Annotated in this window: 8 protein-coding genes and 1 pseudogene; 5 read left to right on the top strand and 4 right to left on the bottom strand. The window is 54.1% G+C overall.

Annotated features, from left to right (window positions below; translation table 11 throughout):
* On the top strand, positions 1 to 3,031 hold a 3,031-nt coding region (locus K5Y32_RS15220), incomplete at its 5' end, for an Ig-like domain-containing protein (RefSeq protein WP_222184879.1).
* 166 nt (positions 3,032 to 3,197) lie between these two features.
* On the opposite strand, the gene K5Y32_RS15215 is transcribed toward K5Y32_RS15220, so the two are convergent.
* Positions 3,198 to 3,623, bottom strand: a complete 426-nt coding sequence (locus K5Y32_RS15215) for a hypothetical protein (protein ID WP_222184904.1) — start codon at positions 3,621 to 3,623, stop codon at positions 3,198 to 3,200.
* Between the two features lie 412 nt (positions 3,624 to 4,035).
* On the opposite strand from K5Y32_RS15215, the gene K5Y32_RS15210 reads away from it, so the two are divergent.
* The 3 genes from K5Y32_RS15210 (at position 4,036) to K5Y32_RS15200 (ending at position 6,779) form a co-directional block, all read left to right on the top strand.
* Positions 4,036 to 6,201: a bifunctional diguanylate cyclase/phosphodiesterase gene (locus K5Y32_RS15210; protein ID WP_222184877.1), complete on the top strand. Its 2,166-nt coding sequence runs from the start codon at positions 4,036 to 4,038 to the stop codon at positions 6,199 to 6,201.
* Between the two features lie 128 nt (positions 6,202 to 6,329).
* Positions 6,330 to 6,494, top strand: a complete 165-nt coding sequence (locus K5Y32_RS15205; protein WP_222184875.1) for a hypothetical protein — start codon at positions 6,330 to 6,332, stop codon at positions 6,492 to 6,494.
* 51 nt (positions 6,495 to 6,545) lie between these two features.
* Positions 6,546 to 6,779 (top strand): transposase, encoded by a 234-nt coding sequence (locus tag K5Y32_RS15200; protein WP_222184873.1) that lies wholly within the window; start codon positions 6,546 to 6,548, stop codon positions 6,777 to 6,779.
* A 51-nt stretch (positions 6,780 to 6,830) separates the two neighbouring features.
* On the opposite strand, the gene K5Y32_RS15195 is transcribed toward K5Y32_RS15200, so the two are convergent.
* Both K5Y32_RS15195 and K5Y32_RS15190 read right to left on the bottom strand, forming a co-directional pair.
* Positions 6,831 to 8,666, bottom strand: a complete 1,836-nt coding sequence (locus K5Y32_RS15195; RefSeq protein WP_222184870.1) for a hydantoinase B/oxoprolinase family protein — start codon at positions 8,664 to 8,666, stop codon at positions 6,831 to 6,833.
* A 14-nt stretch (positions 8,667 to 8,680) separates the two neighbouring features.
* Positions 8,681 to 9,127 (bottom strand): GNAT family N-acetyltransferase, encoded by a 447-nt coding sequence (locus tag K5Y32_RS15190; RefSeq protein ID WP_222184868.1) that lies wholly within the window; start codon positions 9,125 to 9,127, stop codon positions 8,681 to 8,683.
* A gap of 315 nt (positions 9,128 to 9,442) precedes the next feature.
* Here K5Y32_RS15190 and K5Y32_RS15185 point away from each other — a divergent pair, with 315 nt between their 5' ends.
* The gene (locus K5Y32_RS15185; protein ID WP_222184866.1) at positions 9,443 to 11,896 is read left to right on the top strand and encodes an Ig-like domain-containing protein; all 2,454 of its coding nucleotides are present in this window, start codon (positions 9,443 to 9,445) and stop codon (positions 11,894 to 11,896) included.
* A gap of 317 nt (positions 11,897 to 12,213) precedes the next feature.
* On the opposite strand, the pseudogene K5Y32_RS15180 reads toward K5Y32_RS15185, so the two are convergent.
* Positions 12,214 to 12,393 (bottom strand): annotated as a pseudogene (locus K5Y32_RS15180) (Lrp/AsnC family transcriptional regulator); the annotation flags it as partial.
* Positions 12,394 to 12,432: the final 39 nt, after the last annotated feature.

Here is a 12,432-nt window from a genome sequence, read left to right as displayed (position 1 = left end):
TCGCCTTGTTGGCAGCAACACCTGGCTGGGCAGCGCCACCGCCAGCCTTAACGGCGAAAGCTGGAGCTGGACGCCAAAAAGCACGCTGGCCACCGGCCATTACGAGTTCCAGGCCAGCATCGGTAGCACCGCCAGCGCCCTGTTCACCCTCGACATCGCGAATGCCGCAGACATCCAGAGGAAAACCCGCATTGAATCGGTAGAGGATAATGTTGGTAGCTGGAAGGGCACGCTCAGCAACCACGCAATCACCGATGACGCCACGCCAACCCTCAACGGTCGCGGCGAAGCCAACGGCAAAGTGGTGATCCGTTACGGCCAGCCGGGCCAGTTAAACAGCACCGTTGTTACCGATGTCGACAGCAGTGGCCGCTGGACGTGGACGCCGCCTTCAGGTTTGCTGACCGGTAGCTGGAACTTTGAGGTTCAGCCGCAGGGCAGCGCGAACTGGTCAGACACCTTCTCGCTGAGCATTACCGGCAGCGGCGGCTTTGACCCGATTATCACCCACGCTTACGATGATGCCGGCACGCCGGTTAACCTGGCCAACGGCGACGCCACCGATGACACCACGCCAACCCTGCATGGCCGCGCGGAAGCTAACAGCACCTTAACCCTGCGCTACCGCAGCGGAACCGGCAGCTACACCTCAGTTCAGGTCGATGCCGACAGCGCAGGCAACTGGAGCTGGACGCCAAAGGTGCTGGCCAGCGGCAACTGGACCTTTGAGGTGCAGAAGGCCGGCCAGAGCGGCTGGAGCAGCTTCACGCTGACCATCGACCCCTATGCAGATTACGACGCCACCATCGACAGCGCGCTCGACAACGCCGGCCCGGTGACCGGCAGCCTGGCGAGCGGCGCCAGCACCGACGACACCACGCCGACCCTGCGCGGCACCGGCCCGGCGAACAGCACGATTTCGCTGCGCTACAAGCTGGGCAGCGGCAACTACACCACCGTAAACCTGAACGTGGACAGCAGCGGCAACTGGACGTGGACGCCGTCCGCGCTGGCGAAAGGCAGCTGGACCTTTGAGGTACAGAAGGCCGGCCAGAGCGGCTGGAGCAGCTTCTCGCTGACCATCGATCCGGACCTGGATCGCTACCCGACCATCGACAGCGCGCTCGACAACGCCGGCCCGGTGACCGGCAGCCTGGCGAGCGGCGCCAGCACCGACGACACCACGCCGACCCTGCGCGGCACCGGCCCGGCGAACAGCACGATTTCGCTGCGCTACAAGCTGGGCAGCGGCAACTACACCACCGTAGACCTGAACGTGGACAGCAGCGGCAACTGGACGTGGACGCCGTCCGCGCTGGCGAAAGGCAGCTGGACCTTTGAGGTGCAGAAGGCCGGCCAGAGCGGCTGGAGCAGCTTCTCGCTGACCATCGATCCGGACCTGGATCGCTACCCGATCATTGAAAGCGCCTGGGACGACTTCGGCACGGTGACGGGCAGCCTGGCGAGCGGCGCCAGCACCGACGACACCACGCCGACCCTGCGCGGCACCGGCCCGGCGAACAGCACGATTTCGCTGCGCTACAAGCTGGGCAGCGGCAACTACACCACCGTAAACCTGAACGTGGACAGCAGCGGCAACTGGACGTGGACGCCGTCCGCGCTGGCGAAAGGCAGCTGGACCTTTGAGGTGCAGAATGCTGGTCAGAGCGACTGGAACAGCTTCACGCTGACCATTGGTGTAGCACCGGAGATCCCGGTACTGGTTGATTTTTACGATAACGTCGGTACACCGGGCGCAGTTATTCCGGACGGCGAAAAAGCCAAAACCGACGATACCACTCCGACCCTGCGCGGTACGGGAACACCAAACAGCATCGTGCATATCCAGTCAGCCAAAACGGGCGACAGCTGGGGCGATCTGGGTACTGCCCGCGTTGATAACAACGGCAACTGGGAATACACCCCCCCTTCAGCGCTGGATTATGCGACCTGGCAGTTCCGCGTAAAAGCCAGTAACGCATTAGGAGACACCGCCTGGGCGCAAAAGGTGTATTTGAATATTGTCAAAGGTGATGATTTCTCAGGTTTTCTGGATTTAGAAAATTTAAATATTGGATATATATATGGTATAGATATTGCGCTTAACAAGGATGTCTCTGTAACTGCTCATCACAAATATTCCCACTATGTAAAAAATTCAGGCATTCCCGAATTTGGATCCGCAATAAGGGTAGGTACATATGACCCACAAGGCAACTCGACAGTTTCAACATTGTTTTTGAAATTTTCAAAAAATAAAGGAACTGGTGAACCATATGAAAAACCAAGTGTAAACCATGCGCATTATGTTGACTTCCAGATAGCCAACCCAACTAACAGCGCCATGACTTCAGTCATGTCCCTTAGCACCTATTCAGACAACAACAGCCATCCACCGATGGAAATTACATTAAATGTACCACTAGGTCCCAATGAGATTAAGACAATATCCTCAGATGATTTTATAGGTTATATATCTGGCACATATTTCATTGGTGCTGTTCGTTTTTACAGCGATGTGTATTTTGACAACATCAATTATACGTTCAAAAATGCCAGTACGTCCTCCAGTACTCTGAGTGAAGTTAATAGTGATGCCATTCATTTATTAGAGGGTATCGAAGAGATTAATCAATCTCCAATCACTGGAAAAGAATCCCAGATCGACACGCTGCAACTGACAGGAAAAGATCAAATCCTCGATCTGAAAAAATTAAACAGCAAGATTGAATCGATTGAAGTGTTTGATATTACTGGACGTGGTGACAATACGCTGAAACTGGATCTCACCACCCTGCTTCAGCACGGTGAAAAAGGTCTGTTTATCGAGGACGGTAAAACCCAGTTGATGGTGAAAGGTAACGAAGGTGATGTGGTTGAGCTCAAAGATATTCTGCCGGAAGGCAGCGATATCAGCGAATGGCAACATCAGGAAGGTACTGTTACCATTGCTGGCGTGAAATATAACGTCTACAGCCACGACGATGCAGAACTGCTGGTGCAGCAAGGAGTGAGAACGGAGCTGGTTTAACAGGAATTAGTCCATCGATAAAAACGGTTAAATAAAAGCCATCGCAGATATTGCGATGGCTTTTTATTGCCAAGAATAGATCCGAAGCGGCGCGATTTATCGCACATTGTTTATTTTAAAGACTGCCAATATCAAACCCCTTCTGTTCTCGATATTCTTCGATACCTTAACGCGACCCTTCGCGACCTAACCCGGATAATTTAGTTCCGCCGAACGGTGCGGCGTCGAATGAAATTTGTGTCGGTGTCTGTTTTGCGATGGGAAAAGAAATTTTATGCTGTGCGGGAAAAGGTCGCCATGAATAGCGACCGGAATAAACATTAAATCTGGAAGTCGATAGCCGGTCGTTTTCTGTCTCTTCGGAGAGCACCTGGCGTTTGATCTCCTCCAGCGACAGCTTGGCATTACAGCGTTCAAGGAACTGCCAGCCATAATTACGCTGTAGCTGACCACGCTTGAGACCGAGCCACACCGTATTCGCATCGAACAGATGATGCGTATCGATTTTTACCCGGTCTACCTTCTTTAATGTCACACGCCTGATCGGCCGCATTCCCACACCAGGACCAGGTTCAACATAGATTTTCACCACGTCAGAATCATGTGCGTTGGTTCGTTGTACTCGGGCGCCTGCAGCGGCTGATCCTGTTGGACGGCAACGGCCTGATAAACAGTGGTCGGATGTCTGGATATCCCCATCGCGCTCAATACCTCATCTGGTTGAGGAACGCAGCGGGCTTGCTGCGGGATGGCGATTACATTGCGCATGTCAGATGACAGCGCCGTGACGGCTCAATGACGGGCGGATGAATTTGTTTTAGGGCAGCAGAATTGCAGCGAAACGGACGGCGTTTTTAATAAATTATTTTTAACTGTTCTGTTTGTGACAGCATTCAAAAAATTAACGCTAATTTACATCACGCTTTCAGTCCCCTTACAGAATACAGCCTGCGGATGTTCTGCTAGGTTAAAGGATGAACCCTTCTTGTCAGGCTAACTTTAAAATGATTAACGCAATAAAACTATCGGATGGTTTTCGCCGCAACTTTGTGCGTGAAGTTATTTTGCCGCTGCTGGCAATTTTGCTTCTTTCCTTTGTCGGCGCGGGCGTGGGTCTGTTCTGGGGCACAGCGTTAAGCAATAACGAAGCGCGCGATCAGCAACAGCGCATGATCCAGGCTTCGTTTACCCAGAGCCTGACGGAACATCTGCGCCAGCTGCGCAGCCTGACGCGCTGGTCTCCGCTGGCCGACCAGCTGGCGTCGTCGCATCCCGATCAACGCTGGCTGACGCAAAATGTCGGCGGCTGGCTGTATGACATGTTTGATCACCAGTTGGTGGTGCTGCTGGACCGCGACAACCAGCTGATTAACGTGTGGCGCAATGGCCAGCCGGTGCCGGACAAGCGCATCGGCCCTTATCTGCAGGACATGCTGAACAGTCCGCTGGTGCAAAACAGCGATGTGGTAGCGGGCCCCACCGATCACGCCGATTTCGTGCGCATCGGTCAACGCGCCGCCGCGCTGGCGGTGGGCGATATCAGCAGTACCAAACAGGCCGGGCGCTATCGTCTGGTGAGCATTAAGTTTCTCGACGATGGCTATCTGCGCAACCTCGCCGATCGCAGCCAGCTGCGTCAGTTGCATTTCAGCGACAGCGAGCCAGCGGGAAAAACCAAAGCGCGCTATCTGCTGAATTCACAACAGGGCGAACCGGTCGGTTATCTCAGCTGGAATCCCGATAAACCCGGCGCGCAGATGTTACGCACCCTCGGCCCGTCTACCTTGCTGTCGGTGATCCTGATTACCGTGCTGTGTTTGGTGATGGTGCGCCGCATCTGGACCTCGTCGCTCAAGCTGTCGCAGTCGCTGCTGAAACTCGGAGCCAGTGAAGCGCAGGCGCAGCATCTGGCCTTTCATGATGTGTTAACCGGTTTGCCCAATCGTTCCCTGGTGGAAGATCGCTTAACCCAGGCGCTGGCACTGGCCGGACGCCACGATCAGCGCGTGGCGCTGCTGCTGCTGGATCTTGATCGCTTCAAAAATATCAACGATACCTACGGCCATCACGCCGGCGATGAGTTGATTATTGAGGTGGCGCGCCGACTCAATGAGATTGTTCGCACCAGCGACACCGTGGGCCGCATAGGCGGCGACGAGTTCATCATCGTGATGCCGGATGTAGAGAATATTGGTCAGGTGCAATCGCTGGCGAAACGCATTATCAGCCGCCTGAGCGAACCTTATCAGCTGGTGGGCAGCGAGTTGTGGGTTGGCGTCAGCGTGGGTTTGGCGCTGGCACCGAAGGATGGCATCGATCGGATGGAGCTAATGCGCAAAGCGGATATCGCGCTTTATGATGCCAAAAACCATGGACGCGGCCAGTATCGCCAGTTCGAAAAAGTGATGGATGAATCGCTGCGCACCCGCCAGCAGATGGCATCTGACTTGCGTCAGGCGCTGGTGAAGTTTGAAGGATTAGCGGTGTGGTATCAGCCGTTAATGGATATCCGCGGCCAGCAGGTGCTGGGTCTGGAAGCGCTGCTGCGTTGGCATCACGCTATGCGCGGCGACGTTTCGCCGGGCGATTTTATCGCCATCGCCGAAGAGACCGGCATGATCATCCCGCTCGGCGAATGGGTGCTGCGCGAAGCCTGTAAAACCTCGCTGAAGCTGCCGGATATTGTGGTGGCGGTGAATGTGTCGCCGGTGCAGTTCCGCGCGGTGAATTTTGTTGAACGCATCATCCATATCGTGCAGGAAGAAGGTGCCGATCCGCAGCGTATGGAGCTGGAGATTACCGAAGGCGTGCTAATTGAAGATGAACACGAGGCGCGCAACAGCATCATTGCGCTGCGCGAAGCCGGTTTCCGTATTGCGTTAGATGATTTTGGTACTGGCTATTCAAGCCTTAATTACCTCAGCAGCTTCCCGGTGGACAAAATCAAAATCGACCGATCGTTTACTCAGTCGCTGGGCGTGGCGCAGAACTCTACCGCGATTATTGAATCGGTAGTGCGGTTGGGTCACGCGATGGGTTTAACGGTGACCGCTGAAGGCGTAGAAACCGAAGGCCAGAAAAACGCGCTGGCCGACGCAGGCTGCAATCAGCTGCAAGGCTATTTGTTTAGCCATGCGGTGCCGTTTAGTGAGATTGAGAAGATGATGTGAGTGGCATTTGACCAGGTCGCCATAAATGGCGACCCTACGGAAAATATTCTGAATACGCCCCTCAGGTTTTACATCCCGTCATCGCCCTCTCGCCGGATAATTTGCAAAATCATTCCGGCAAGGAGGCCATGATGAAAAACCGCAAATACCTGCGTTTGAAACACCATGATTATCGCGCCAATGGCGCGTATTTCATCACGCTGGTTTGCTATCGCCGCTCACCTTTATTTGGTCAATTTATCGCAGCGGAATTCTGCCTCACGCCGCTTGGGGACTACGTCATCAAAACCTAGCGGGCTTTACCTCAGCGCGATTCCTCGATCACTCTCGATGCCTTTGTCCTGATGCCGAATCACCTGCATGGCATTATTTGGCTGAATGAAAGCGCGCAGAGAACCCTGCTAAATATTGTTAATTGGTTCAAAGCCGAGATAACGCGTGAAACAGGAATAAAGGTGTGGCAACGCAGTTTTTATGATCGGGTGATTCGGGATGAGAAGGAGTTATTGGCGTTACGAAAATATATTGCAGACAACCCGCAGCAGTGGCAATGGGATCGATTGTATGTGGATCGTTGAGGTTGTGCGGTTATCGGCAAGGTCGCCATGAATGGCGACCTTGCCGAAACTTCACACCGAATAATGCTGTTTGAGATCCCCAAAAATAACATCGATCGCCGCACCGTGATCGAAATGCTGCGCCGCAACGGATGGCATTTCCGCCCGCTGCCGCGCGGTTTCCACCTCGTCAATATCACCGTTGCGCAGCACCACGCCGTAGCTATCGCGCGCCACTTGCTCAGAGACAAATCCACAACGCACATCCTGCAAGACCTGCTGTACATCGCGCTCCATCGGCAAACCGTAACCGCCCGCGCCGGGTCCGCGCACTTCGACGATATCGCCGGGCTGGCAGTGAATGACGTCGGTGTTGCCATGTTCAATCGCCGTGCCGTTACGCAGCGTACGGAAGTGCGAAAGGCCGCCGGATTCGCCGCCCAGCACGCCCGCAGAGGCGAACACCGAACGGTTGCGGTTGCGAGCCGTCACCGTGGTATTCGGCGCAAAAACTTCAAATGCCATTTCGGTGGCTAAACCGCCGCGATAACGCCCGGCTCCGGCGCTATCGGTGGTGCGGATGTTCATGATCGAGTTGCCGCCCGGCGAATTGGCCGGTAAGCGATTGGGAATCGCCTGCGAAAATACGCCGAGCGTGGCAATTTGCGACAGCGCACAAGTCAGCGACCGCATGCCGACAGCCGCCGGGGCTTCGCAGTTCATCACCGTGCCCGGCGGCAAAATGGCGCGCGTCGGACGTAAGGTGCCAGCGTTGAGCTGCAGATTACGATCCAGCGTCGAGAGCACATACGTCACGCCAACCAATGCCAGCGGATGACGCTCGCGTCCGCCGGTTGGCATGTTCAGCGACGAAGCCCGCTGCGGATCGCTGCCGGTGTAATCGAGTTCCAGCGTGTCACCGCTGACGCGCAAGGTGATCGCCACGCGGCACGGGAAACCGCCTTCACCATCTTCATCGGCGAAATCGGCATAGAAGTATTCACCATCAGGAATGGTCTTGATGATGCTGCGCGCCTGCGCTTCGGCGCAATCGAGAATCCCTTCGATCCCTTGCAGAAAATCGGTAACGCCAAAACGCGCTATGATGTCGTGGATTTTGCGTTCGCCGACGTTGACCGAGGCAATCTGCGCTTTGAAGTCGCCCCAGTTCTGCTCCGGCGCGCGCACGTTGAGGCGCATGATGCGCGCCACCTCTTCATTCAGTTCACCGTTGCGCACAATTTTCAGCGGTGGAATGCGAATCCCTTCCTCCACGATATCGGTGAGCGAGCGCGATAGCGAAGCCGGCACCGCGCCGCCGACATCGGTGTTGTGAATGTGCCCCACCACAAAACAGACAATTTCGACGCCATGAAACACCGGTTTCCAGATATGGATATCCGGCGAGTGCGTGGCGACGTTACCGGCGTAGGAATCGTTGGTGATGCAGATATCGCCTTCTTCGTAGCTGTCGGTCAGCCCCAAAACCGGGCCGTAATCAATGCCGCTGTACCAGGGCGCGCCGAAGCTGCGCGGTGAGGCGAACGCCAGGCCGTCGCGGCTGACGATCTGGCAGGAAAAATCTTCCGTCTCTTTGACGAAAGTAGAGTGAGCGGTGCGCATCAGCGTAAAGGCCATCGCATCGGCGGCGACATCCACCTGCACCGCGTTGTAGCCGAGATCGCCGTGACCAATCATGCCGCAGGCGGCAAAGGCATCGGTGGCGGTCGGTTGCGTGCTGCCGCGCTGGAAGCACACCGGACCCGGCAGCGATCCGACGCTGTCCGGCCCCATTTGCAGCACGCCCTGATTATCAATCCACGCCAGCGATCCGCCGCCCTGCCCAACGGACGTCACCGCCACGTCGGCGCTGGTGCCGCCAATATCGACGCCAACGCGGTAACCCATGTGAAACTCCAGTGTCAGGAGGGAGGAAATTCCATCAGTTTGTTTGCATCCTGCACCACGCGCCAGCCGAGGCGCTGATAGAGCGGATGGGCATCATTGGTCGAGAGCATCCAGCGGTGTACCGTTGCCAGCTCTGGATGCGCCCGCACGCACGTCGCCAGCCAGCTGCCTAATCCGTGACCGCGCCAGTTTTCATCAATCATCACATCGCACAGCCAGCCGAAACGGGTGTAATCCGTTACTAATCTTGCAAAGCCGATCTGCTGGTTTTGGTGATACAGGCCGAACGGCAACGAACCGGCAAAGGCGCGCTCGGTTTTGGCGCGCGACTGGTCTTTCGCCCAGTAGGACTTCTCCGTCAGCTGTTGATGGATGTAATCGAAATCCAGCCTGACGCGATCGGTGGAGAGCGTGAAGGCATCGCGCTGCCAGATGTGATCGGGAATGGTAAGTGTGCTCATAACAACTCCTTGTATCGGTGGGAATCAGTGTAAGAGGGTTGGTTTAACCGTGAAAACCTAAGCACGGCCGCTAACGCGCAGGATGCAGCGATTTTGCCACCGGAATGAAATTTTATGCTGTGGTGCTGGCGCAATAACAAGCTGCATACACCGTTATTCCCATGACTCATTCCCGGCACTTTCTTTGCAGACCTTTCTTGAAAGCCCCTATTACCCGTTGCTTTAACATCCTTCAGCACTGTGTTGTGGAGGGCTACGTTACCGCACCGCCAGGACACAGACAGTACTGTTAAAAAAATATAATGGAATATTCTTATGATTGAGCTCTTTGCACGCACTGAAACCACCTATATCGAAAAAGCCAACGGCAATTTAGTCTTTGGCAACACTAAACCACTCGCCGAGAAAGGCACAATCGAGCTGGTTATCGGCACCGACCGCTTCCTGATCCCGATTGATGAAAATGGCTTCTGGCGCTGGGAGGCGACCACGCCGTATGCCGATGGCAACTACAGCCTCTCGCTGCGTCAGTACGACCAGGCCGGAAACCTTTCCGAACCCACACTCGCCACGATTGTTGTTGATTCCACGCCGCCTGAAGCACCGCTGCTGATCAAACTCTATGATGATTTCGGCGCAGAGAAGCACGGATTTGAGCCGGGCGATACAACCGATGACAAACGCCCGACGCTGACCGGCGTTGCTCAGAAAGGCACCACGGTTTACCTGCTCAATGACAAAAATGAGAAAATCGGCAGCGCCGTTGCGGATAAAGACACCGGCGTGTGGAAGATGGAGCCATCGCAGGACCTTGCAGACGGTACGAATAATCTGCGACTGGTTGCTGAAGAGACGTTTGCTAACGTGCCCCGTACGGGCTCACCTTCTGCGCCGTTTACCATTGTGATTGGTGAAGACGCGTCCGTTCTGCCGCCAAACACCATCACCATTAAAGAAGCCATCGACGACGTTGGCACCTACATGGGCAAACTCAGCAGCGGTGCCCTGACCGACGACACCACGCCAACCCTGCGCGGTGACGTTTCTGCCGGCAACGCAGTCACCGTTTATTATCGTCTGGCGGGCAGCAGCACCTGGACCGGCCGCGCCACCGCGACGGTGAACGGCACTGAGTGGAGCTGGACGCCGGGCAGCGCGCTGGCTTACGGCGAATATGAGTTCCAGGCCAGCATCGGCGGCTTCAGCAGCAGCCTGTTCACGCTGGATATCGCCACCGCCGCTGACATTGCCAGCAAAACCCGTATCGAAATGGTGAAGGATGATTTTGGTGCCTGGCAGGGCGAGCTGAGCAGCGGTGCGATAACCGACGACGCCACGCCATCGTTCAGCGGTCGCGGCGAAGCCAACGGCAAAGTGGTGCTGCGATTCACACAGGTCGGGCAGTTGGCGAATACCGTTGTTGTGGATGTCGATAGCAGCGGTAAATGGACGTGGACGCCAGCCTCTGGCCTGCCAGCCGGCAACTGGAGCTTTGAGGTTCAGCCGCAGGGTCACAATGCCTGGTCGAACACCTTCTCGCTGAGCATCACCGGCAGCGACGGTTTTAACCCGGTTATCACCGACGGTTATGACGATATGGGCACGCCCAAGGCGCTGGCAAATGGTGATACCACCGACGACACCACGCCGACACTGAACGGCCAGGCCGAAGCTAACAGCATCGTTTATCTGCGTGCGACCAACGGCACAAACGCCACCGTTTACAGCGTCACCACCGATACAGCTGGCAACTGGACCTGGACGCCACCAGCAGTTCTGCCCCAGGGCAAGTGGGATTTTCAGGCAAGTAAGAGCTCAACAGGTGGCTGGGGTAATGCGTTCCATCTGAATATTAATGTTATATCTGCATCAAATGGCAATGAGCAATTTCATTATAACCCGCTTCATTTTGTAGAGGGCCAAACATACTATTTGGACTCCGGTGCAAAGATCGTAATGAATGAACTCGGCTGGACTGGGCAAGTAGGAAACTCATCTGGATTTTATTACGGTGAGAATTTAAGCATAAATAAAGACAGTAGAGTTACATTAGAAATCCCAGCACCTACCAATGTCGTTAATATAGCAGTTCGTCAGAAAGGAGAAGGATTTAGCATTTCTAAAATCAATTTCTACAGCTCAACTAAATCTATCATTGGTTCATTAACAGTACATAATAAAGAATCTAGCAATTACAATCACGTCTATAAGTTCATCTCGAAAAATGTGGACATCACGCAAATAGAAATAAAAACAACGTCAGGATTATCCAATGCATTTGACTGGATTGAATGGGGCGATGGAAATTATCCAACAAGCAATGGAATTTTATCGCTGGAGGAATCGCAAGTTACCCCTCATTTTTGGGAATCTACTGACGACCCTTCATTCATTATCCCTAGTGAATATGTAGCCATTGGGGAAGAAATGACATTAGATGCCTCATACATTATATCCCAGCAATCAGATGTTAAAGTTTTCGATCTGACCGGCAGCGGCGATAATATTCTAAAGCTCGATCTCAACGCCCTGCTCCAGCACGGCGAGAAAGATCTGTTTATCGAAGACGGTAAAACGCAGTTGCAGGTTAAAGGCAATGAAGGTGATGTGGTTCAGCTCAAAGATATCCTGCCGGAAGGCAGCGATATCAGCGAATGGCAGCATCAGGATGGCACAGTTACGGTTGCGGGCGTTGAATATAACGTTTATAGCCACGGCGATGATGCTGAACTGCTGGTGCAGCAAGGAGTGAAAACTGAACTGGTTTGATGTTTAATCATTAATTCGTTCTGTGATTTAAATTCAAGCCACCGTGTTATTGCGGTGGCTTTTTTGTGTCCAATATTAAAAACCGCACATTTCGTAGCAGCGCGATTAATCGCGCTGCTTTTGAATTTCTGCAAAATTTACATCGCGCCCATCCTGGTATTGCGCAATAAATTGCGCCGTTACGGGATTTGCGGGGGAATAGTTCAGTGCTGCTCTTACGCCAGGTCGCCATAAATGGCGACCCTACAAAACGCGCAGATAACATTCGTAGGGTCGCCATTTATGGCGACCGCTTTCAAAATAAAAAAAGAAATTACTCAACCAAACTCCACCGAATTCTGTTTTGAAATTAACGATCTCAACGGCACGCTGCTTTTCATAATCGGTGATTTAATCACGATATAACTGAAATATTTATCGATGCCGATCTGCGCATCCAGCATCTTCTCAATCACTTCCTGGTAATGTTCAATGCTGCGGGTAATAAAGCGCAGCAATTAGGTTTAACCCCCCGAAGATACAACACGCTTTAAGGT

The organism is Pantoea sp. DY-15 (genome assembly GCF_019795935.1).
Taxonomy (GTDB): domain Bacteria; phylum Pseudomonadota; class Gammaproteobacteria; order Enterobacterales; family Enterobacteriaceae; genus Pantoea; species Pantoea leporis.
This window is presented reverse-complemented; position numbering and strand designations above follow the sequence as displayed.

Excerpts from the sequence above, each read along its gene's own strand:
- K5Y32_RS15210 (WP_222184877.1), top strand. The coding sequence starts at position 4,036 with ATGATTAACGCAATAAAACTATCGGATGGTTTTCGCCGCAACTTTGTG.
- K5Y32_RS15205 (WP_222184875.1), top strand. The coding sequence starts at position 6,330 with ATGATGAAAAACCGCAAATACCTGCGTTTGAAACACCATGATTATCGC.
- K5Y32_RS15200 (WP_222184873.1), top strand. The coding sequence starts at position 6,546 with ATGCCGAATCACCTGCATGGCATTATTTGGCTGAATGAAAGCGCGCAG.
- K5Y32_RS15195 (WP_222184870.1), bottom strand. The coding sequence starts at position 8,666 with ATGGGTTACCGCGTTGGCGTCGATATTGGCGGCACCAGCGCCGACGTG.
- K5Y32_RS15190 (WP_222184868.1), bottom strand. The coding sequence starts at position 9,127 with ATGAGCACACTTACCATTCCCGATCACATCTGGCAGCGCGATGCCTTC.
- K5Y32_RS15185 (WP_222184866.1), top strand. The coding sequence starts at position 9,443 with ATGATTGAGCTCTTTGCACGCACTGAAACCACCTATATCGAAAAAGCC.